Source organism: Emticicia soli, from assembly GCF_037860775.1.
Taxonomy (GTDB): domain Bacteria; phylum Bacteroidota; class Bacteroidia; order Cytophagales; family Spirosomataceae; genus Emticicia; species Emticicia soli.
In genome coordinates this window covers 112,844-134,210 of record NZ_JBBEWC010000004.1, presented here as the reverse complement: position 1 = coordinate 134,210, position 21,367 = coordinate 112,844, and the positions used below count along the sequence as shown (strand labels likewise).

Genomic DNA, 21,367 nt, shown 5'->3' with positions numbered 1-21,367 from the left:
TTATGATTTAGGTTAATTAATTTACTCTTCCATCGGCAACCAAATATTAAAAGTAGCGCCTTCGCCTGCTTTCGACTCTGCCGAAATATAGCCTCTGTGTTGCTCAACAATTTTCTTTACAATACTTAAGCCGATGCCCGTACCTGAGTATTCCGACTTGCCATGTAACCTTTGGAAAAGGTTAAATATCTTTTCTTTAAATTCATCAGGGAAACCTATACCATTGTCTTGAAATATCAGGTATGCAAATTTTTGTTCAGGATTCGCCTGAGCATTTATTTCCTTACCCTTAACAATTTTTGAAGAAATACTGATATGAGGGCTTTCTGTTGAAAATTTAAGAGAATTGCTTATCAGATTTGAAAAAAGCTGGTTTATCTGTAAAGCATTAGCTTTAATTATTGGTAATTTATTACTTTTAATCGTAGCATTTTTCTCTTTTATCAATAATTCAAAATCTGTTTTTACTTCTTCCAGAATTTTATTCAGGTCGGTTTCTACAAAATCTTCTCCAGTTTTTGACAGTCGGCTATAAGTAAGCACCGACTGAATCAAATCACTCATGCGTTGTGCCGAAGAATTGATTTTCTCAAAATACTTTTTGCTATTTTCGCTATCTAATCCACTCTTTTCAATCAGATGAATAAAAGTTCTGATTTTGCGGAGTGGCTCCTGTAAATCGTGGCTGGCTATATAGTTAAAAGATTCAAGTTCTTTATTAGAAATTTCGAGAGCCAAATTTTTATCTGATAACTCGGTGGTTCGTTCTTCAATAAGCGTTTCCAGATTTTCGGTAAATATCTTTTGTTCATGAATATCCATGAAAGTGCCAATCCACTTAATAATTTCTCCTTGTTCGTTATAAATAGGCTCGCCTTGCCCAAAATGCCAGCGGTATTCACCTGCTTTGTTTTTCAGACGTAATTCAATTTTGTAAACCACACCTGTACTTAAACTATTGTTCCACGCTTGAAACATCCTATCATAATCTTCAGGATGCAGTGTTTCTATCCAGTTTTCCGCTGATGATGGTCGCCCGGTGTATTCTTCCCAGCGAGCAGAAGCATATAGCTGATTACCATTTGCATCTGTCATCCAGACCAACTGTGGTAAGGTTTCGGCTAATGTTCTGAATTGCTTTTCGCTAGCTTCAACTTTCTTTCTGGCTTCTACTTGTGCCGTCGATTCAATGACGTGTATCATTAATTCGTTAATAAGCCCATTATCATTTTTTATCGGGTAGATCACAAAATCCCAATAGCCTGAACGAATATTGCCTTGATACAAAAAAGATATAAAAAACTCGTTGGCTGAAAAAGGCTCGCCACTATTGTATACATAAGAGAATATTTCATAAATACCCTGCTCTTCAAATTCAGGAAATAGTTGTTTTAAGCTATTCCCCAGCATTTCTTCATGACTACGCCCAATTAATTGTTGGAATTGTGTATTGGTTAAGCTAAACGTATGTTCAGGGCCTTCGAGAATAGCAATTGCGGCCGGCGCCTGCATCAGGAATCCTCTGAGGCGTTGCTCTACCTCCTGGCGGGTGCGAGCAATTTTCAATTGGGATTTTACTCTTGATAATAACTCGTTGGCCGAAAAAGGCTTTGTCATGTAATCATCGGCTCCGGTTTCATAACCCTCTATTCTTGATTCTTCGCCAGCACGAGCAGTAATCAGAATAATAGGTATATGTGCAATAGCAGCATCGCTCTTTACTACTTTCAATAATTCAATGCCATCCATAACTGGCATCATAATATCGCTCAGAACCAAAGCAGGTTGTTGGTCAGTAATAATTCTCAATGCTTCTACGCCATTTGCAGCAGTTATTGTATTATAATTTGTACTGATAATAGACTCAATGTGCTGCCTCATATCAGTATTATCGTCTACAATCAGAATTGTTGGCAGGCTTGCATCATATTTTGTCTTCTCGTTTGTTGGTTTCTTTTTTATATCCTGCAAAAAAGAAGCAGCTTCGTCGATGTAAACATTTGAAATGGCTTCTGTAAATTCAGAGTTTTCATGTATCTGAGTAATCGACAGATGTGATTTTCCCAACGGGATGCTCACCGTAAATTTACTGCCTATGCCTTCTTCACTTTCTACACTTATTTGTCCTTTATGTAGTTGTACCAATTCCTTTATTAAAGACAACCCAATACCTGTGCCTTCGTGCGTGCGCCCTGCCGTATTTTGTACCCGATGGAAGCGGTCGAACATATAAGGGAGTTCTTTAGCCGGAATCCCTACTCCGGTGTCTTCTACCGTCAGCACAGCTTGTTCGTTATTGTTAGAGATTTTTACTGTAACCTGCCCTTTAAGTGTATATTTGAAGGCATTTGATAAAAGGTTGAACACAATTTTTTCCCACATCTGTTTATCAATATACACAGGTGTGTTAACAGTATCTTCAACAACAATTAGCTCAAGACCTGCTTTTTCCATTACTGAACGGAAATTAGAGGCAAGGTTTTTAGTATAGGCCGATAAATCGGTAGGTACAAAATTTGCCTGATGCCTGCCGCTTTCAATCCGGCTGAAATCAAGTAGAGTATTTACAAGTTTAAGTAAACGCAGGGCATTGCGGTGCGTTACTTCTACATGTTGGCGTTCGTATGGGCTAAGATGTATATCAGGTTTGTTTAACAGTTCTTCTAAAGGCCCCAGCATGAGTGTAATAGGTGTGCGGAACTCATGGCTGATATTAGAGAAAAACAAGGTTTTGGCTTTGTCGAGCTCCTCTAGTACTTGCGCACGTTTGCGCTCTTCTTCATAAGCAATAGCATTGTTTACACCCAGCGAAATCTGGTCGGCGGTTAATTGGATAAAGTTTTTATATACATCATCAAATTTTCGATAGGGATTCAAGCCTATACTTAAAATAGCCAGTGGATATTTTTTACTGGCACTTTTGATAGGCACATGAATAAAATGATGCGCGATAATATCCCAGGCTCCCTTTGGTAAATCACCCCAACGGCCATTGTTTTCTGATTCTACGAGGTGGTTTTCACTTACTGCCCGGCAGAAGTTTTCGGTATATTCATTAGGACTGGTAATATCAATAATATCTGGTATGGTAGGGTGTTTCTCATCAAATCCGGCTGTAGCTACCAATTCACCTGTATTGCCTTCGTCGTTTATTTTATAAATAAGTGCAAAGGGAAAGTCCCATTTGTTAAATTCAAGAGCCTTGGCAGCTTGTAGATATACATCTCTTTCGTTTTTTTTCTGTACAAGGCTATCGAGCTGTTGTAAGGTTTTTAGTGAGCGTTCGTTTATTATTCTTTCGGTATCGGTTGTGTTATAGCAAATAATTCCTGCTGGCTTATCGTCGTCGCCTAATACAGGTGTATAAGAAAAAGTATAATAAGTTTCTTCAGGAAAACCACTCCGATGCATAATCAGTAGTTGTGATTCAGCATAGGTGCCTTCGTCTTTTAGCATGGCTTTTGAGAGCATAGGGCCAATGTCTCGCCAGATATCTTTCCAGACGACAGATGCAGGTTGCCCCAGGCAACTGGGGTGCTTGCCACGTACAATATCAATATAAGTATCGTTATATAATTTTATAAGGTCTTTGCCCCACCCAAGCCAGATAGGTTGCTGAGAACTAAGCATAATACGTACGCAGGTTTTTAACTCCTGCGGCCATTTTTCTGGCGGGCCTAATGAGGTTTCTGCCCAATTAAAGTTACGAATACGCTCTCCCATTTCTCCACCTCCGGTAAGGAATTCGTGGATTTTTTTCTCAGACATAAGCTTTTACATTTTGAGCTTGGTAATAATGTTTTGAAACTCCAGTTTCGCCAAGTCAGTATCAATATGTTTTTTTATAAACCCCGAAGCTCCCAATTTTTTACTTTCTTCTACAACTGTATTTTCGTCACAAGTAGAATACATATATATTGGTGTATTCGCAAACCTTTCCAGTTTTTTGAGTTCTTTCAGAATCTCTAGTCCGTTCAGACGTGGCATGTTCATATCAATAAAGATAACATGAGGGCAAAATGAAACATCCTGAATTTTCTCTAGCGCATATAAACCATCATCGGCAAAGACACATTGTGCTTGTGGATAAGCCTCTGACAGAATAAATGAAAAAATTTCCTGATCGTCTAGGTCATCATCAATGAGAAAGACAGTAATTTTTTGCATTATTGGATTTAGCTGAAAATAATAAGATGTTTAAGCAGGGTAGTTTTGGTTAAGGTGTTTGCTAAAGCTATATAATGCAATACACAAAAACTATTTTTTGTTTAAAAGAATAGTCAATCTGGCTATATTGTTTTGCATATATACCTGCAATCAAAATTATGTATTTTTTTGATGTTTTTGCAAATATGCTCTGAAATTATTCTTTGAGCAAAATAATCCTGAGCACAATATAGGGTTTAGAACTTACTTGCTTTAACGATGAAGTAAAAGTTAATATAAGTTGTAACCTAACAACCAAAATTAAAAATGGTACGCTATTATCACGTACCATTTTATTTTAATCTTTCTATGTTACTAGGCTTTAGGTAAGGCCCAAGGCGAACGATAATTTGCTTTCAACAGTTTGTTACTTTCAGAATCATTTTTAATCTGTCGCTTTTCGGCATCCCACTCTAGTTTTCGCCCTGTTCGGTAGGCAATGTTGCCTAGTTGTGCAACTACTGCTGTGTCTCTGCCCATTTCAATGGTGCAGTTGGGGTCTTTCCGGTCTCTAATGCATTCGAGCCAGTTTTTAGTATGTGCATCAAGACCCGAATCATAGCTTCGGCGAGCAGGCATAGGATTCACCATATATTTGCCGTTATCTTCAAGCGGAATAATCTTCCAGTGTACCCTGTTAATGGCAAGAATGCCTTTTTCTCCTATAAATGCTACACCGGGCTCGCTTACATCATCTAAGTAAGGCGATGTGCCCATGCCCATAAATTGCTCCCAAACCAAACTGAAATTACCAAAATCATAAACGGTTGTTAGAGTATCAGGTGTTTCGGCAGCATCATTCGGGAATGCCAGTTTACCACCAATAGCCATTATTGATTTGGGTTGTTGGGCATTCATACCAGCAAGCACCATGTCGAGCATGTGCACACCCCAGTCGGTCATTAATCCTCCGGCATAATCCCAGAAATAGCGAAATGTGCCATGAAAACGATTTTTGTTGAAAGGTCGCTTCGGTGCAGGGCCAAGCCAACGGTCGTAGTCTACACCCTTTGGCACTTCCGAGTCTGGCACTATATCAAAACCACGACCATAATTTACGTCAGCCCATGCTTTTACTTGTCTTATTTTACCTATTGACCCACTGCTTAATTCTTTTAAGGCATCTTTCCAGTGTCTGTCGCTGCGCTGCCACTGCCCAACCTGTACTATTCTATTGTTTTTTCTGACCACTTTTACCATCAGGTCGGCTTCTTCTACATTCAGTGAAATAGGCTTTTCTACGTACACATCTTTTCCGGCGGCGCAAGCATCACATAATTGAATGCAGTGCCAATGGTCGGGCGTACCAATCATTACAGCATGCAGGTCTTTTACTTTAAGTAGTTCCCGATGGTCGTTAAAGGTCAGTGGCTTGTTGCCAAATTTTTTCTCTATCTCAGCAGCTCTTTGCGCTAATAAATCGGCATCAACATCGCACAAAGCAATACATTTAGTATTGGCGTTTTTCAAGAAAGAGTGTAAATCGGCCCAACCCATGCCCCGTACGCCTATTAGTGCAACGTTTACCAAGTTGGCAGGGTTTGTAGGGTTTTGCTTAGCTTTTGTTTCTGTAAGAGGTAATGAGCTTATAGCTGCTGCTCCTATGGTAGTTTTACTTAGGTTTTTTAAGAATTTTCGTCTGTCAGTCATAGTTTAATCAGGATTTTTGAATAATCAAAAATAGAAAATTAAAACTAAATTTTTAGAATATTCCAAGAAGTGTTCAGTTTTTAAGTATGTTTTTTCAAGGTTTTGTACAATGTTAGCTTAAAATGAGATTAAAATTTTTATTTTGTTATTAAGCGGTAATTTATGTTTAAATGGTTTTTGCGTACTTTGTTTAGACACAACTTCACTTAATGTAATGAAGATACTCTTATGCTACCTCATGCTTTATTGTGCTATCTACTCTACTTATGCACAAGTTCCGGCCATCAGATGGGAAACCTCAATAGGCGGAAGCAATACGGATAAAGTTGAAAAAATTATTGCTACCAAAGATGGGTCTTATGTGGTAGTTGGTTATAGTTTATCAAATAGTACAGAGATTATTTCTAATAATGGTGGCTCGAATAAGCGTATGCCTGACAAGCCATTGAGTAATATTTCTTTGTTTCTTCCTAATAACAGTGGCTGGAATAGTGGGAATTGGGATATTGTTGTAGCTAAGGTAAGTTCTACGGGTACAAAAATATGGGCTAAAACATTTGGAGGTAGTGGAGAAGACCTCGGCTATGCGGTTCAGGAGCTAGACAATGGCGATTTTATGGTTTGTGGAACAACTATTGGTAGCCCCGATTTTTTGCCTAGCTACGGGCATACTGATATGTTTTTAATGAGGCTCGATAAAAACGGTAATTTAATATGGAAAAAGAACATAGGCGGAAGCTCAAATGATTATTGCCGCAACATGATAAAAACTTACGACGGCAACCTGATTATTGCCGCAAGTTCGAATTCGGTAAATTGGAATTTAACTGCAAATTATGGTGATACTGATTTCTGGATAGTAAAGATTGATACTTCGGGTAATATACTATGGCAAAAGTCTTATGGTGGTAATGGCCCGGAAATTACATATTCGATAATGGAGACACACGACAGAAACTATATTGTAGTAGGAGAGTCGAGGTCTAATATAAACGGAACAGGAAATTATGGCGATGCCGATGCTTTTGTTTTCAAAATAGATTCGGTTGGAAATATGCATTGGCAAAAACATTTTGGTGGTTCAGAACACGACAAGTTCAGAACATCGTTGCAATTGACCGATAATAGTTTTTTGATATTGGGCGATACTTATTCTAATGATTTTGATGCTACACAAAACCATGATTGGTTTAATCGTGATGGTTTTGTAGTAAAACTATCGGCAACAGGGCAAACAGAATGGATTAAATGCTATGGCGGAAACTCAGAAGATGACTGCCGCAAAGCAGTACAAACCTCCGACGGCAAGATTGTGATTTTACATCAGATTCACTCACCATCGGGCAGTGGTGATATAGAAGAAATGTACGGAGAAGCCGACTTCTGGCTAACCAAAATCGATTTACAAGGTAATATATTATGGCAAAAAAACTATGGTAGCTCAGGTCACGAAGAATCTACAGATATGCTTGGCACTCCCGACGACGGCTTTATATTTGTTGGGAATGTATATGCTTACATCGACTATGATGTTAGTGTAGGTTATGGCAATGATGATATCTGGATTGCTAAACTCGAAAACCGTGAGCCTTGCCGTAATAAGCTTGATTTATCGCAAACTGTGTATCTTAACACGGCAGAATTTCAGGCAGAAACAAAAATTAATTCTACTGTTAAAATAGTTAACGAAGGCTCTTATATTTATTACAAAGCCGGAACCAGCATTATGCTAAACCCCGGCTTTGAAGTTGACCACGCAAATGTTTTTGAAGCCCTCATTGAAGATTGCCCTTAATAATTAAGCTTTTTTGTATTTTTCAAAGGCTGTTTTAAGTATAGCTTCTAGTTCGTTAAAATCATATTTAAGCGTAGTAATGGCAATATTGATAGGCATAACAGTATTGTCATTACTTTTGGCTGAGCCTTTTTTATTGCCATCAGTTTTTGCGGGCTTAGTGGCTGCCTGTGGTGTATTAAGCACAATGGTAATAAATTTCTGATTGATTATTTTAGTAGTCTTAATTTCTTTTATCTCTTTCCAAGGAATTAAGCCGGCAGCTACCCCCGTTGAGTTATCGGTGATACCAGATTTATCAATGATTAAGCCCGGTTTATTATCAGTTATTTTTTTTACTACCACAATGGCACTTAAGCCAAACACAACTATAGATAACATTCCGATTGCTGATACTATGGTGGGGTTTCCGAGTAAGCCATTTTTAAAAGAGTCAGGCTTTGCTGTAAACCAGATGCCAATACCACAAAAAGCAACAGCACTGACTAATAAAATAATTAAGCGCTGCTTGTTTAATGGAATCTCAATTGTTTCTTCACTTGTATGTTTCATTCTATTCTAAATGGTTTAAGGTAATGGTTTAAAATTAGATTATTAGTTTCGGATAAGCAAACAGTAATGTGCTAGCAGGCAAATAATACATAATGTACACCTGCTTAAATAAATTTGCAAAGCAGTAGTAAAACTGCTAGCTTTCGTATTCAACCTTAAAAATAAGCAAAAATGATTAACACTAACCTAAAAAAGGCATTGGCCGTAGTAGCTGTTGCTACTTTTATGGGTGCTTGCACTAAAGAAACCCAAACCGACACTAAGCCTCCGCTCACTGGTACCTGGAAACTGCTCACCGGAACGCTAATAGAAAAAGGCGATACAACAGTAACAGATTATACCAAAAACGTATCTTTTATTAAGATTATAAACGATACTCACTTTGCTTTTATACAACACGACCTTAGTCATGGTAAAGACTCAACGGCCTCTTTTTCGGCGGGTGGCGGTACTTATACACTAAAAGACAACAATTACACGGAGCATCTGGAATATTGCAACGCCAGAGACTGGGAAGGGCATGATTTTAGTTTTACTGTCGAAATCAAAAATGATACTTTGGTACAGCGAGGCATAGAAAAAATAGAAAGCGCAGGTATTGAGCGCTTAAATATTGAGAAGTATGTGAGGGTTAAATAAAGATATTAAAAAGACGTATGTTTGAAGTAAAAGTAGATGACTATATTGTAACAGCCCATAAAATTGCAAAAGCTGTATATTGCCGCCATGACAGAGTTTTTCTGAACAATAATCTCTTTTTTAGTACGTATATCTATTAAGACCACTATTTCTAATCTTAATAATGAAAAAGACATTACTCGCCTTACTATTACTTATCTCTTCGTGTGCGTTTGCCCAAAATGTTAAGTTTAACCACCCCTACGAAAACATCAGCATTGCCAAAGGCTCTGATTTAGTACTGAAACTGAAACTTGAAAAAGGTACTAATTACCAGTTTTTAGTACTACAACAAGGCATTGATATAATGCTGGTACTTACTGACGAAACCAAGAAAATTCTTTTAGAGAAAGACTCTCCTAATGGCAGTCATGGCCTGGAAATAGCAGATTTTTCTCCGCAAGTGAGCAAAGAATATACACTCACTATCAAGCAATTTGAGGAGGAAGGTAATGCCAATAAAGGGATTGTCAGCTACTATATTAAGAAATACACGAAAGCTGAACTCGCTCTTAAAGAAAAAACAAAACAGGAACTGGCAATTGAAAACAATAAGAATGTTTTAACGGCCGATATAGACCATTTTTGGGAGGCAATGGATAATCTGAAAAACTGTCAGACCAAATGGGACAGTATTTTATCGTTCCAGAACCTATATCTGGACAGAGCTACCAATGGACTCATTGATTTTATAAGAGTACGCAATTTTGCAGCCGAAGATTTTGTGCGTACAATTGCTAAATACCCAAAATACTATAATTCGGTTCGGCCTTATACCTATGAATCTAAAAAGGCTGAACCATTGATTGAAGAAGTTTTTGCCAAGCTGCAATCTATTTATGGTAATTTTAAGCCTTTTAAAGTTTGCTTTGCCATAGGCGTGCATCGCACAGGCGGCACAGTATCTGACCGATTTGTATTGCTGGGCACCGAAATGATTACCACAGGTAAAAATGTTGACTACTCAGAGCTAGGCGAAAACTGGGCACCCAAAGACAGAACCAAAGAGCCAGATATACCGCTGCGTATCAAGGGTATGATAGCTCACGAATGTGTGCATACCCAACAAAAAGAAAAACTAGCCGAAAAAGCGGTGGTTTGTAACCAGTTATATAGCTGTCTGCGAGAAGGCATAGCTAATTTTATCGGAGAATTAATAACCGGAGAAACCAATTATTCGGTTGTGAATGAGTATGGAGATAAAAATGAAAAAGCACTTTGGACTGAATTTAAATCAACCTTGTGTGCTCCTAGTGCACAAAAATGGCTCTATAATGGCGATTCTGCCAAAGACAGACCCGCAGATTTAGGCTATTACATGGGTTATAAAATAGCAAAGGCATATTATAACAATGCTACCGATAAGGCCCAAGCTATAAAAGACATCATAGATATGGACGACCCGCTGACTTTCTTACAGAAAAGCGGTTATGACCAGCAAAAGAAGCAGTAACATGAATTTAGCAGTGAGTTGTCAATCAAGATAACTCACTGCTATTTGTTTATTTAGAGCCTTTAAGGGCATTAAACTCTTCAACTATTTTCTTAATATCTTTAGCTTCATAGCCTGTGCTGCCGATTTTTTTCATTAGCTCTGGAGCATCAGAAAAGAAAGTTAATGCGGTATCCATAAAATCTTCTTCTTGTGCTTTACGTGCGCCCGTGTTTACTTCTACTGCCGGAGCATTTCCTCTTTTCAGATATAAGTGTTTTACCAGTTTTTTCTCATTAACAAATGTCATACGGTTATTCACATTTTTGGTTTCACGCACATACTCATTTGCTTCATAGGCTATAAGGTCTATTGTGCCTTTCACTAATAATGCACCTAGTACAGTTTTGGTTTTATCTTGCTTTTTATTGTTTACAATCTCAACCTGAACATATTCTTTTACTCCATCGGGCAGATGCTTAGTGATTGACTTTACATCTTTATTCTGAATTGTCGACTTTTTGCTTGTTTGGGCATCTTTAAAACTAAAACTGTCGTCGGCAATAGGAGAGGTGCTTCCTTTCATTACAGTTCCGTTATTCAGCGTTATTTCGGTAGAATAGTATTTCGGTTTTTTAGTATTAAAACTCTGGCAGGCAAATGTGCTAGCCACTAAGAGGCAAAATGCCAGCCAATGTTTAGTAAATCGGGTAAGAGAAGTGCTCATGTAAAGTGTTCGTTTTTCTTTGGTTATTTAGCAAATATCGCTCATAGAATGCTAATATTCAGAAAATTATATAGGTATTTTTTTAGATAATGCAGAAAAGTAGATGGATTTATTATAAGATAATTGACTAACTATACTTGATTTTCTATATTTGAACCTATCCAAAAAAGCAGGCACTCAATGACAACAAACCAACAGATTGATAGGATACTGGCTACTTTATACAATAAGCAGGTAAAACAAAATATAGACCGGATAGCCTTGCCCAATTATGATATGCTTTGTAAAGAGTTGTTTGCCGATGTGCCTGGTTTATCAGAAAAACATTATCAAAACCTGCTATATATGCTCGTCAGCAAGCGGCTCATAGATGCACAAGCCGATAGCCTGGAGCAAGCCTATTATTTGCCTATAAGCCTGAAACCAGATGTAATTGTATGGTATGAGCAGTTTCATTCATATCTTGATTATCTGGCTTATCTCGAAGAGAAAAACCAACCAAGAGCCTTTCAGGAAGATTATGACGATGTTGATGACGAAGGCATAGAACGCAAATCTATCTGGGCAACAATGCCACTTTGGGCTAAGGCTCTTTTAGCCATAATTCTAATAGCTGCTATTACAGTATTTGTTATGGGGATTGGTAAGAAGTAAATTTTTCAGTCAGATATTTTAAAGAATACTGGAATACGCATCCCAAAGCTCATAGGCTTACCATCTTTAGTTGCTGGTTTCCATTTAGGCATTGATTTTATGATTCTAATGGCTTCTCGTTCGAAAGAAGGATTAGATTTGTTCAAAATTTCAATTTCGTCTACTGATCCATCCTCTTTTATACTAAAACCTATGGTAACTTCTCCCTCAACATTCTCTCGTCTTAAAGATTCGGGATACCTGAGCTTACTGTTAATATATTCTTTTATAGATTGCCCGTTAGGCAATTCTGGCATTGTTACTATGCTTTCAGAGCCATCTTCTTTATAGTAAAACTCTTTAATTCTTTTATGAGAAGTTCTGTCATATATGTATAAAAATTCTTTCTGTCCATTTTCATAAAACTTTATTACACTATCAACAGGAGCATCGTTTTTATAGGTCTCTATCATTTCAAGTAAGCCGTTTTCTCTGAAATATTCAAATTTGCCGTCCTTTATAGTAAATTTAGAATCTGCATAATAACCAATCATCTGGATTTTGTCTGGGGTATAGTAGTCAACTTGTTTCCAGCGACCATCACTAATCTTAAAACCTTTTCCAAAATATGTCGCATTTTTTTTGCTTTTTACTTCATTCCAGTCTTTATCATAATAGAATCTTGTAGTATCTGTTTGAGCGTTTGCAAAAGATATATTAAGGATAATGAATAGTGGGAGAAATCTCATTTTATTGAATTTTAAAATATGCTCTTCGCTTCTTTTGATGGGTGAAAATATTTTTTATGTTGCTTTAGCCAATCAACTTTTGATAGAAAGTATAAGTACCAATACAGAAAGTACAAAATAGAATGTGTATTTAATAAACTTACGAGATTTAATATTGATTACGAACGGATTATGATGCGCCAACATAAAACGGCTTGGTGTATTTTTTGAATAAATTATCTCCACCTTTGAGCCTTTCTCAACATAACGTTCGGCATCGAGCCCATGTAGCGTTCTTCGATGAATTTCTTGTCCTTCTTGAGTATTAAACCTTATAACAGGGAAGAAAGATTGTACATTTTCATTGTTTGAATAGGCTTCATAACCAGTAATCTCTCCTTGCGTTTTCAATCCTGCTTTCTTTAATATCAAATAACGCAAATAGCTTATTGCCACAACCACAAATAGTAGTGTGATTATGAGTAAGTAAGAAAAAGCGAATGGTTGTATGAGTATTTTTAAATAATTCATTTCTGTGAAATTTAAGTATACAACATTGTTATTTTAAACCTTTCATTAATCCTTCAAACCAGTTTGCATCAATATCACTAATAATAAATACTGATGCAATATAGCCTATAATAAGCCCGATAAACACTATAACAAAACTTAGTGTTGGGTTATAAGAATCTATCATAAACGTAGTTGGCTCATTTTCGGCATACAAAAGCCCGACTTCCTGTCCTTTTTCAATGTATTGTCGTTTATCAAGCCCATAGCTGGCTTTCTGATGTATTTCGTGTCCTAGGTATGTTTTGAATTTGATAATCGGGAAGAAAGTCTTGCGTCCTTTGCTGCTTTGTCTTACCTCATAATCGGTAATAATGCCCTGTGCTTTTATGCCATGCTTTTTTAGTTGCGTGTATCGCCAGTAGGCTCGCCCGATTACAATCAGAATAACTGTCTGAATAAAAGTAATAAATAAAATGACGAATCCTGTAGCCATAGTATTAGCATTAATGGTTCATGAAAGGCTGTAGGTAAAAATATAGATTTTATCAGATAAGACGAAACAAATTTTATTAAAAGGTTGCAGGAATATACACTAAAACACTTCGCCGAAATTAAAATATATATTACGTGAGCCATCGGCTCCCATGGCATAATCAATAGCCAGATTTGCTCTCGAAAACTTATTAAGTCGCACACGCAGCCCTGCGCCCGCCGAAGGCATTACTTTCTGGAAACGTTTAGTATGTAGCTCGCTTACGGTTTGTATATTAGAAAAAAGTACACCGCCTAAAAACTGATTTCGGAGTATGGTAAACCGATATTCAGCTTCAAGATACATCAGGTTTTCGCCTCTGAAACGCCCTTGAATAAAGCCTCGACCTGTGTTTACGTTAGTATCCCAACCTGTACTTGGCATATCTAGGTAAGGAACTGTACCGTTTGTAAACGTATTATAAGACCACAAAGCCAATACCTGCGTACGGCTTTTATTGAGAGGAAAATACTTGCGGGCGTCAACCAACAAAGATTGATAATTGGTATTACTACCCAAACTTTTAAGGCTTTGTTTAAATACTACATTGGCATATAAGCCCTGCCTTGCACTCATAGAGTTGGTGCGACTATCATATAATAAAGCCAGTGTAGGCCCCGACGAAATAGAGTGCCCCGAAACACCAAGCGTAAAGCCTGATATTTGCTCTACTTTTGCGCCATCATACATACTCTCTATTTTCCAGTGGTAATCATACTGATAACCGATACCCAGATACAAGTTTTTACCTACACTACGCATGATGGTCTGGTATAATCTCAGATAACTGAAATTCATATCAGTGGCCTTGTCTAAAGATGTATTTATGCCCAAGCCATAGGTAGCCTGTGGATAATTCATCAGCCGCCAGTCGGTCGAGAAATAGTATTTATTGTTTTTAGAGAAGTAGCTTATGGTGTTTTGTAAAATTGTTTGCCGATATTGGGTATAGGTAGCTAATAGATTTATAACCGACACATTGGCACCTGTGTTGCGTATAGCTACATTAGTAACTATTTGTGCAAAAAAGCCACTTTGTGGCGCATAGCCGGGTGTTGGCAATACTGTTATTACTTTTCCGCCTTCTTTCAGTGAGGTAGAATCAGTTTTTCGGGGTTTCTTGGTCTTGAGAATTCGCCTGAGTACGTCAGTTGCGTCTACTTGCTGAGAATAGGGTATCTGGGCCAAAAGAATGCTTGGGGCAAAAAATAAGATGAAAATAGCAATGATTCTTATGTTCATGTATTCAACAGAAGTCGGTCATTAAGTAAGTGTGGTAATAGAATAAACAATTATTAAGAATAAAACGACTTTATCTTAAGAGTGTTTTATTCTTATAAACGAAATAAAACAAAAAAGGTGGCAAAGAGCCACCTTTCTTTAAAAGTTTTTATGAAAACCCGCCGGAATTAGGTTTGAGCGATGGGCTACCATAATGAAACATATATCCTGCTAACATCAATGTCCACTATTCGGGTCGTTGCACTATAGCAACCCACCCTCTCATTCCTGACAAATTAAATTTATTAAACTATCATCACCTCACTTCGTTTTATATGATTTTGTTGTACTCCTTATTTACTTAATTGGCATTGTTTCTTACATAAGCCGATAACACGTTTTTGATTTCGTGAAGCGGTTTGTCGTCTGATAAATTTACTTTATTAAGTGCTTCTACAAACGGAATCTGGTCTGAGAACACTTCTGTAATATTGTCGGCTGTTAACGGATAAATAGCAGATTGACTGTTGCGGCTAAAATAATAAGTATCTTCAAATTCATCTTTTACATTGCCTTCTCCTGTAGCTTCACCTAACGTATAAAAGATAATAGATAAACCTTTGGGCATATAGGCTACGGCATAATCCTGATTATCGAAAGTGCGGTAATCCTGATTGTTTTTACGGAAACCCCAAATTGCTGATTTAGGAAACGTCGCTTTTTCTGAATTTTCAATTAAAACCACTTTGTTGTCAAATTCTCGGATATGGTTTTCCTTAGATTTTTTATCAAAACCCATTTCTGGAATACCATTCTGAAATTCATCAGCATTCAGAAAAATTCCGTTTTGAGGAATATCAGTCGATACAGAATTAATTATTGTGTTATGAGCAACCAATGTAGTGGTGCTTGTTTGTGCGTTGGCGAAAAATGGCAAGGTCAAGATACCTGCCATAATAATGTTCGTTTTCATTGTCTTGTTGAGTTTTAAAAATATAATGATTTAATTGGAATAGAGTAGATGTAAATGCTATCATAAAATCTTATATTTTGGTGTTCAATTTTAAATGATTCGTTGCCGTTTTGATGCTACAAAGTAAAAACGATCATTTAAAAGCGGTTTAAAATTTATATTAAAGGTGAGTTAAAATAACGAGTGATAAGAAGCGTACAAGAATGTTTTTTTTGATTAATATTGAAGACTAATTGATAATCTTTGGATGAAAAGCCGATGATAAACAAAAAGAAACTCAAAGTAATTGGCTGGAGCATATTGATTGTTTTTATTCTACTAAACATAGTAGCTTATTTCCACGCGTATAAGTTTACGCATTTTGGTGAAAATACAGATATGCGTACAAAAGACCCAAAAAGCCTTTCGTATTTTAGGAGAGTAAAAACCCTATTTTTGGGAATTAACAACCCAAGGCCAACAAACGGTCAGTTGCCAGGCAAACCTTATCAGACTATTCTTTTAAAAAGCAATAAAACTATTGAGTGTTGGTTGATGAAAACAGAAAATGCTAAAGGAACAGTTGTGTTGTTTCATGGCTTTGCAGGTGAGAAATCATCATTATTAGAGAAGTCAGCTATTTTTCAGGAATTAGGGTATAATACTATGCTCGTTGACTTTATGGGTTCGGGTGGTTCAGAAGGAAACCAAACAACCATAGGCTTTTTTGAAGCCGAACAGGTAAAAAGTTGTTTTGATTATTTAAAAAAGAATAACGAAAACAAAATCTACCTCTGGGGTACATCAATGGGAGCGGTGGCTATTATGAAAGCCATAAACGACTACGCTATTCAACCAGCGGGTATTATGATAGAATGCCCTTTTGGCTCAATGTACGAAACCGTCTGTGCCCGATTCAGGCTTATGCATGCACCTACGGTTCCTATGGCTGGCTTACTTGTTTTTTGGGGCGGGCTTCAGAATAATTTCTGGGCATTCGGGCATAATCCTATACGCTATGCCGAAAAAATTACGTGCCCTACTTTGTTGATGTATGGCGAGCTGGACGATAAAGTAAGTCGAAAAGAAATCGACGAAATATATGCCAATTTAAAAGGACCTAAGCAAATCAGTACTTACCCAAATGCCGGGCATGTAAGTTATCTGACAGAATATGGGAAAGAATGGAGGGCCGATGTAAATAACTTTCTATCGGCTCTTTGAGTTGTAACTAGAAAATAATTCTTATAAATATGCAAAAAAGCACATTCTTGTTTACACTTATTTATTTACTTGGTTTTGGTGTTGCTATCTCTCAGCCAGTGGCGCAAACAGTTACAATGCCAACGATACCCGCTTCACTAGAGTTCGCAGGTGAGAAAGTGCCATTGAACGACCCTGTTGTGTATGAGCAGTTGGCGCAAGAGTTAATCAAAAATGTGTATAAACACTCGTCAACCTTGATGATTCTAAATAGGGTAGCGCAGCATAAAGCCAAAATAGTAAGTATATTAGCAAAGAATAAAATACCCGAAGATTTCTTTTATCTGGCAGTTATCGAGAGTGAACTCTGGCCTTATGCCAATTCGGGCAAAGCAGCCGGCTATTGGCAGTTTAGAGATACAACTGCCAAAGAATATAAATTGGAGGTAACAAAATTTGTTGACCAACGCCGTGATTTAGAACTCTCGACACAGGCCGCATGTAATTTTCTGAACAACCTCAATAAAACATTCAAGAACTGGACACTCACGGCTGCGGCCTACAATTCGGGCCGTACGGCTGTAATGAATACTATGAAGGCTCAGGCTGTGCAGTCTTATTATGACTTGCATCTGGCTTTAGAAACAAACGATTATGTGTTCAGGATTCTGGCTTTGAAACTAATTTGTGAAAAGCCTGAGAACTATGGCTTTGCGCTAGGTAAAACGGAACCAATGCCGCCTATTGAGACTGTTGAGGTAAAAGAGGATATAAACCTGATAGAGCTAGCCAAAAAACATAAGATCACTTACAAAACACTAAAGTATTATAATCCGTGGTTGGTGTATAATCCGGGCTCTGTGAAGGGAGATAAGTATTTTGAAGAGAATAAAATAATGAATGTGATGTTTGAAGTGAGGGCCGGAAAAAGCTATAAGTTCCTGATTCCAAAAGAAAAATAACAGCCTTACTCTTACAGAAATTATCTCTATCAAGAAATTAATAGCTTTGAAAAGAATAACGTAATTATTAAAAAAAATAAAAACTACTGTTTTGTAGAAGGTTTGTTCTAAAAAAAATTCTATTTATTAAACAAAGTTTTACTTTAAAAATGTGAAAAATAGGTGTGTTTTAACACAAATTTTGTATTTTTGGGATAAATTATACGTTTACAGTTTATCTAGGAATAATAATATTTTTCGGGAGAAATATATCCGAATATTGCATTTTATCATAAAAAAAATTTAATTTGCTTTTTTTATGGCACGAAAAATGTCTAAAGTAATGCAAACTCAGTTGATTTGATGTGTGGATAATTTTTTTTTGCAATATTGTGTCATTTTCTTTGGAAAATACAAAATAATAAAATAAAATTTGTAATCAGTCTATTTCTATAGACTGATTACAGCAAAAGTTGTTTTAGAAAGTCGTAGGATTTTATCTTACGACTTTTCTTTTTGTATATAGCCCCAATATATAGAGACAAACAAGCCAAAGCCTTTCTGATTGTTGGGAAACCTTGGAAGTATTTGTTTTAATATAGGTAGCTGTAAATGGCAAAAACTAAAAAATGTAGTACTTGGCAAAAGCCGTCTGAGAAAATCGTCAAGTATAATCTGAGTTTTTATATACAAAATTTAGCTATGTATTAAAAAAAAGCAATACTTCGTAGCAGTTTCGGTGAATTTTAATCTGCTTCTCAACTAAACTTAATTAATCTTTTTTAGCTATTCAAAATAATTAATAAAGCAACAACAGCTATTTCAGCTAAAACTCCTTAGTCGTTATCAGATATATTTATTATGTAGGTATTTGTTAATAAAGTTGTTCAAAAAAGTTTATTTGAGCTAATTTGTACTACAAAACCACATTATACATTGTTATGACTGAAATCTCTAGAGCTATTACACAAAAATCGTTTCAAAGTCCACAGCAAGAAGCTATTATAAGTTTAATGTTTGTTTCTCAGCAGGTAAAAGCAAAACTGGAAAACTTATGTGAGACAGAAAAAATCACGCTGTCTCAGTTTAATATTCTTCGTATCCTGAAAGGCGTATATCCCGAAGCGCACCCACGTGCTGAAATCAGAAAACGAATGATTGACAAATCAGACGTAACCCGATTAATAGACCGCCTTGAAAACCGAGGATTAGTAAGAAGAATAAGTGCCGAAAAAGATAAGCGCCATTCGTTGACTGTTATTACCAACGAAGGGATTGAACTATTAGAAAGACTAAATGTAAAATTCCCGCAGGCACATGATGAAATACTAGAAAAATTTACTAAACCTCAGGTATTGAGTTTGATACATCTACTTAAAAAATTTGTTTAAGACTATCGGAAAAATGAAGCATGTATTGAATAATAAACAATGAACAACATGATTGTAAGAGCTGCAAAAGTAGAAGAGATACATACGCTTCTGGCATTTGAACGAGGTATTGTTGAAGCCGAACGCCCATTTGATGTAACGCTGAAAGAAGGAGAAATTCACTATTATGATTTAATTGCTTTAATTGAATCACCTATTGCAGAGGTAGTAGTTGCCGAAATAGACGGACAACTGGTGGGCTCAGGCTATGCTTTGATTAAAGAGTCGAAACCGTATCAGAAACATACGCACTATGCTTATCTGGGTTTTATGTATTTAAAACCTGAGTTTAGAGGAAAAGGAATAAACAAGGCTATTTTAGAAACACTGCAACAATGGGCTGCTAACAGAGGGATCAGAGAAATTCGGCTTGAAGTATATGACGAAAACATAATAGCTAAGAAGGCTTATGAAAAAGCGGGTTTTAAACCTAATCTGTTAGAAATGAGAATGGAAATAAGCTCCGAAGAAGAGACAAAACCGCAAGAATGAAGTAATGGAAGATTATTCGAAAAAAGTAAGGCGTAAAGACCGCCAAGAGACTGATGAAGCTTTTTTAATAGAAATGCTAGAAAAATCGCCCGCATGCTCTGTTGCCATAGAAAAAAAGGGCTTCCCGATGATGCACGTGGCTTTTTTTGTGTATGATGAAGCTAACAAGGAAATTATCTTTCATTTTTCAAAGCACGGCTATGCCGGGCAGCTGATTACTGATGGCAAAAAAGCCTGTGTGTCGGTTTACAAATATGGTAAACTTTATACGGCGGCCAAAGCAGTAGATTTTGGTTGCGAATACCAAAGCGTAATTATTTATGGCAAAATACGAATAGTAAGCCATGAAGCCGAGCACATGGCTGCAATGGAAATGTTTTTTAATAAGTTCTTCTCGCATATCCCCGAAAATACTTTCGAGGCCATGACCGCCGCTCAGGCCAAACCAATTTATGTAGCTAAAATTAAAATTGATGATTGGTTTGGTAAAGAGCACTTAGTGCCAGATGGTGCGCTTGATGCTTTCTACTATCCGGCTTCGCCTGTAATTTAAAAAGGTAAAGGCGCAAAAAATGCGCCTTTACGAAAACAAACTTTTAAAACAAAACTACGAGAATTATTTGTATAAGGTTTATATCGATTGAAAAAGATAGCCTAAGCCGTACGGGCGCAAAATATATGTAACAGCTGTGTATGTAGCAGGTAAATGCTAAAGCAATACTATCTTGAAATAGTATTACCCTGTTAAATATAAAATCAGGCTAATAAAAAGAGTATATTTTCAGATAAACAATCTCTTTTTGTAAATATAAAAAAGATAAAGCGGTTTAGTGAATTTAGGAGCGTTTTTTCTTTAAAAAAATTATTAGATGGTCTTATTAGCTTGCTAGAGTAGCATTGCTTTAAGGCATAATCGTATTTTCAGCGTTTATCAAAGCCTTAATCAGGCTTTTTTCATCTAGTATTGTTATTGTCTCTATTGCTTTAATTAGGCTATCGTTTTCTTTCAATGATTTGAAATCACTCCTTGCCAAAAGGCTTTTATTCTCTTTTTTCAGAATATTGATAATAGACTTTTTAGTAAGTTTGATTTCTTTCATGCTATTGCTGCGAAAAACCAGATAATAGCTTGCTTTATCAATAATTTCGCCATCATAAAACTGGCTACCCTCAAAGCCGCTTGCGATATTTCTATTATCTGCTGAAAGAGGAATCACATCACGAATATAACGTTTCAATAGTTTTACTCGGCCATTATAAAGTTGCTCATAGAAGCGCCCGTTGTGTGTTATAAAATTATGCCCACGAATAGTGAAATTAACTTTTTGTAGAATAGTTGTCTTTTCGCTTAGCTTCACCATAAGCTCGTCGGTTGTCAGGTTTACAAGCAGTGGCGCTCTTATGCTGCGGGTATTACTATCAATAGAGAAAGTACCCATCTGAAAGTTGTCAATAAAAAACGGGCTTCCCAGAAAAGTAAATAATCTTGGACTTTCGTTTCTGTTTGAACTTCCCGTTATCTTTTTACCCTCAACAGTTGTTACTTTCTTGCCGTCTATGCGTTCTACAGTAGGCAATTGTGCACGGGAGCGCAAGATGTAATTCAGGTTTTGAGCGGAGCTGCCTGCATGAATCAGAATTACGAAAAATAGAGTAATGTATTTTTTCATAATGTGCGAGGG

Annotated in this window: 20 protein-coding genes; 9 read left to right on the top strand and 11 right to left on the bottom strand. The window is 36.7% G+C overall.

Annotation, left to right across the window (positions count from 1 at the left end; genetic code table 11):
* Positions 1 to 21 precede the first annotated feature (21 nt).
* From WAE64_RS06340 to WAE64_RS06330, 3 genes are all read right to left on the bottom strand, one after another.
* Positions 22 to 3,768: an ATP-binding protein gene (locus WAE64_RS06340; protein ID WP_340235406.1), complete on the bottom strand. Its 3,747-nt coding sequence runs from the start codon at positions 3,766 to 3,768 to the stop codon at positions 22 to 24.
* 6 nt (positions 3,769 to 3,774) lie between these two features.
* Positions 3,775 to 4,167, bottom strand: a complete 393-nt coding sequence (locus tag WAE64_RS06335) for a response regulator (RefSeq protein WP_340235405.1) — start codon at positions 4,165 to 4,167, stop codon at positions 3,775 to 3,777.
* A 354-nt stretch (positions 4,168 to 4,521) separates the two neighbouring features.
* Entirely contained in the window at positions 4,522 to 5,856 is a 1,335-nt protein-coding gene (locus WAE64_RS06330; RefSeq protein ID WP_340235404.1) for a Gfo/Idh/MocA family protein, read from the bottom strand.
* A 214-nt stretch (positions 5,857 to 6,070) separates the two neighbouring features.
* Here WAE64_RS06330 and WAE64_RS06325 point away from each other — a divergent pair, with 214 nt between their 5' ends.
* A complete protein-coding gene (locus tag WAE64_RS06325; RefSeq protein ID WP_340235403.1) occupies positions 6,071 to 7,651 on the top strand; it encodes a 3-coathanger stack domain-containing protein in 1,581 nt (526 codons plus the stop codon).
* 3 nt (positions 7,652 to 7,654) lie between these two features.
* Here WAE64_RS06325 and WAE64_RS06320 read toward each other — a convergent pair whose 3' ends face one another.
* Positions 7,655 to 8,203: an STM3941 family protein gene (locus tag WAE64_RS06320; RefSeq protein WP_340235402.1), complete on the bottom strand. Its 549-nt coding sequence runs from the start codon at positions 8,201 to 8,203 to the stop codon at positions 7,655 to 7,657.
* A 225-nt stretch (positions 8,204 to 8,428) separates the two neighbouring features.
* Here WAE64_RS06320 and WAE64_RS06315 point away from each other — a divergent pair, with 225 nt between their 5' ends.
* A complete protein-coding gene (locus WAE64_RS06315) occupies positions 8,429 to 8,842 on the top strand; it encodes a hypothetical protein (protein ID WP_379976663.1) in 414 nt (137 codons plus the stop codon).
* A 163-nt stretch (positions 8,843 to 9,005) separates the two neighbouring features.
* Positions 9,006 to 10,334: a DUF2268 domain-containing putative Zn-dependent protease gene (locus WAE64_RS06310; protein WP_340235400.1), complete on the top strand. Its 1,329-nt coding sequence runs from the start codon at positions 9,006 to 9,008 to the stop codon at positions 10,332 to 10,334.
* Positions 10,335 to 10,383: 49 nt separating this feature from the next.
* Here WAE64_RS06310 and WAE64_RS06305 read toward each other — a convergent pair whose 3' ends face one another.
* Positions 10,384 to 11,040 (bottom strand): hypothetical protein, encoded by a 657-nt coding sequence (locus WAE64_RS06305; RefSeq protein WP_340235399.1) that lies wholly within the window; start codon positions 11,038 to 11,040, stop codon positions 10,384 to 10,386.
* A 180-nt stretch (positions 11,041 to 11,220) separates the two neighbouring features.
* Here WAE64_RS06305 and WAE64_RS06300 point away from each other — a divergent pair, with 180 nt between their 5' ends.
* Positions 11,221 to 11,694: a hypothetical protein gene (locus WAE64_RS06300; protein ID WP_340235398.1), complete on the top strand. Its 474-nt coding sequence runs from the start codon at positions 11,221 to 11,223 to the stop codon at positions 11,692 to 11,694.
* A gap of 5 nt (positions 11,695 to 11,699) precedes the next feature.
* Here WAE64_RS06300 and WAE64_RS06295 read toward each other — a convergent pair whose 3' ends face one another.
* The 5 genes from WAE64_RS06295 to WAE64_RS06275 form a co-directional block, all read right to left on the bottom strand.
* On the bottom strand, positions 11,700 to 12,422 hold the full coding sequence (locus WAE64_RS06295; RefSeq protein ID WP_340235397.1) for an energy transducer TonB: 723 nt from the start codon (positions 12,420 to 12,422) through the stop codon (positions 11,700 to 11,702).
* A gap of 72 nt (positions 12,423 to 12,494) precedes the next feature.
* Positions 12,495 to 12,932, bottom strand: coding sequence for a DUF3592 domain-containing protein (locus tag WAE64_RS06290; protein ID WP_340235396.1), 438 nt, complete (start codon positions 12,930 to 12,932; stop codon positions 12,495 to 12,497).
* 28 nt (positions 12,933 to 12,960) lie between these two features.
* Positions 12,961 to 13,407, bottom strand: a complete 447-nt coding sequence (locus WAE64_RS06285; RefSeq protein WP_340235395.1) for a DUF3592 domain-containing protein — start codon at positions 13,405 to 13,407, stop codon at positions 12,961 to 12,963.
* Positions 13,408 to 13,506: 99 nt separating this feature from the next.
* On the bottom strand, positions 13,507 to 14,688 hold the full coding sequence (locus tag WAE64_RS06280) for a BamA/TamA family outer membrane protein (RefSeq protein WP_340235394.1): 1,182 nt from the start codon (positions 14,686 to 14,688) through the stop codon (positions 13,507 to 13,509).
* A gap of 340 nt (positions 14,689 to 15,028) precedes the next feature.
* Positions 15,029 to 15,640 (bottom strand): hypothetical protein, encoded by a 612-nt coding sequence (locus WAE64_RS06275; RefSeq protein WP_340235393.1) that lies wholly within the window; start codon positions 15,638 to 15,640, stop codon positions 15,029 to 15,031.
* 258 nt (positions 15,641 to 15,898) lie between these two features.
* On the opposite strand from WAE64_RS06275, the gene WAE64_RS06270 reads away from it, so the two are divergent.
* The 5 genes from WAE64_RS06270 (at position 15,899) to WAE64_RS06250 (ending at position 20,238) form a co-directional block, all read left to right on the top strand.
* Complete coding sequence (locus tag WAE64_RS06270; RefSeq protein ID WP_340235392.1) at positions 15,899 to 16,843, top strand: alpha/beta hydrolase; 945 nt, start codon at positions 15,899 to 15,901, stop codon at positions 16,841 to 16,843.
* Between the two features lie 29 nt (positions 16,844 to 16,872).
* On the top strand, positions 16,873 to 17,784 hold the full coding sequence (locus WAE64_RS06265; RefSeq protein ID WP_340235391.1) for a lytic transglycosylase domain-containing protein: 912 nt from the start codon (positions 16,873 to 16,875) through the stop codon (positions 17,782 to 17,784).
* Between the two features lie 920 nt (positions 17,785 to 18,704).
* Positions 18,705 to 19,154: a MarR family winged helix-turn-helix transcriptional regulator gene (locus WAE64_RS06260; protein WP_340235390.1), complete on the top strand. Its 450-nt coding sequence runs from the start codon at positions 18,705 to 18,707 to the stop codon at positions 19,152 to 19,154.
* 39 nt (positions 19,155 to 19,193) lie between these two features.
* Complete coding sequence (locus WAE64_RS06255; protein WP_340235389.1) at positions 19,194 to 19,685, top strand: GNAT family N-acetyltransferase; 492 nt, start codon at positions 19,194 to 19,196, stop codon at positions 19,683 to 19,685.
* Between the two features lie 4 nt (positions 19,686 to 19,689).
* Entirely contained in the window at positions 19,690 to 20,238 is a 549-nt protein-coding gene (locus WAE64_RS06250) for a pyridoxamine 5'-phosphate oxidase family protein (protein WP_340235388.1), read from the top strand.
* Positions 20,239 to 20,587: 349 nt separating this feature from the next.
* Here WAE64_RS06250 and WAE64_RS06245 read toward each other — a convergent pair whose 3' ends face one another.
* Complete coding sequence (locus WAE64_RS06245) at positions 20,588 to 21,355, bottom strand: hypothetical protein (RefSeq protein WP_340235387.1); 768 nt, start codon at positions 21,353 to 21,355, stop codon at positions 20,588 to 20,590.
* Between the last annotated feature and the right edge of the window lie 12 nt (positions 21,356 to 21,367).

Excerpts from the sequence above, each read along its gene's own strand:
- WAE64_RS06340 (WP_340235406.1), bottom strand. The coding sequence starts at position 3,768 with ATGTCTGAGAAAAAAATCCACGAATTCCTTACCGGAGGTGGAGAAATG.
- WAE64_RS06250 (WP_340235388.1), top strand. The coding sequence starts at position 19,690 with ATGGAAGATTATTCGAAAAAAGTAAGGCGTAAAGACCGCCAAGAGACT.
- WAE64_RS06280 (WP_340235394.1), bottom strand. The coding sequence starts at position 14,688 with ATGAACATAAGAATCATTGCTATTTTCATCTTATTTTTTGCCCCAAGC.
- WAE64_RS06310 (WP_340235400.1), top strand. The coding sequence starts at position 9,006 with ATGAAAAAGACATTACTCGCCTTACTATTACTTATCTCTTCGTGTGCG.
- WAE64_RS06325 (WP_340235403.1), top strand. The coding sequence starts at position 6,071 with ATGAAGATACTCTTATGCTACCTCATGCTTTATTGTGCTATCTACTCT.
- WAE64_RS06275 (WP_340235393.1), bottom strand. The coding sequence starts at position 15,640 with ATGAAAACGAACATTATTATGGCAGGTATCTTGACCTTGCCATTTTTC.
- WAE64_RS06315 (WP_379976663.1), top strand. The coding sequence starts at position 8,429 with ATGGGTGCTTGCACTAAAGAAACCCAAACCGACACTAAGCCTCCGCTC.
- WAE64_RS06285 (WP_340235395.1), bottom strand. The coding sequence starts at position 13,407 with ATGGCTACAGGATTCGTCATTTTATTTATTACTTTTATTCAGACAGTT.
- WAE64_RS06270 (WP_340235392.1), top strand. The coding sequence starts at position 15,899 with ATGATAAACAAAAAGAAACTCAAAGTAATTGGCTGGAGCATATTGATT.
- WAE64_RS06290 (WP_340235396.1), bottom strand. The coding sequence starts at position 12,932 with ATGAATTATTTAAAAATACTCATACAACCATTCGCTTTTTCTTACTTA.
- WAE64_RS06260 (WP_340235390.1), top strand. The coding sequence starts at position 18,705 with ATGACTGAAATCTCTAGAGCTATTACACAAAAATCGTTTCAAAGTCCA.
- WAE64_RS06305 (WP_340235399.1), bottom strand. The coding sequence starts at position 11,040 with ATGAGCACTTCTCTTACCCGATTTACTAAACATTGGCTGGCATTTTGC.
- WAE64_RS06300 (WP_340235398.1), top strand. The coding sequence starts at position 11,221 with ATGACAACAAACCAACAGATTGATAGGATACTGGCTACTTTATACAAT.
- WAE64_RS06335 (WP_340235405.1), bottom strand. The coding sequence starts at position 4,167 with ATGCAAAAAATTACTGTCTTTCTCATTGATGATGACCTAGACGATCAG.
- WAE64_RS06245 (WP_340235387.1), bottom strand. The coding sequence starts at position 21,355 with ATGAAAAAATACATTACTCTATTTTTCGTAATTCTGATTCATGCAGGC.
- WAE64_RS06330 (WP_340235404.1), bottom strand. The coding sequence starts at position 5,856 with ATGACTGACAGACGAAAATTCTTAAAAAACCTAAGTAAAACTACCATA.
- WAE64_RS06295 (WP_340235397.1), bottom strand. The coding sequence starts at position 12,422 with ATGAGATTTCTCCCACTATTCATTATCCTTAATATATCTTTTGCAAAC.
- WAE64_RS06320 (WP_340235402.1), bottom strand. The coding sequence starts at position 8,203 with ATGAAACATACAAGTGAAGAAACAATTGAGATTCCATTAAACAAGCAG.
- WAE64_RS06255 (WP_340235389.1), top strand. The coding sequence starts at position 19,194 with ATGAACAACATGATTGTAAGAGCTGCAAAAGTAGAAGAGATACATACG.
- WAE64_RS06265 (WP_340235391.1), top strand. The coding sequence starts at position 16,873 with ATGCAAAAAAGCACATTCTTGTTTACACTTATTTATTTACTTGGTTTT.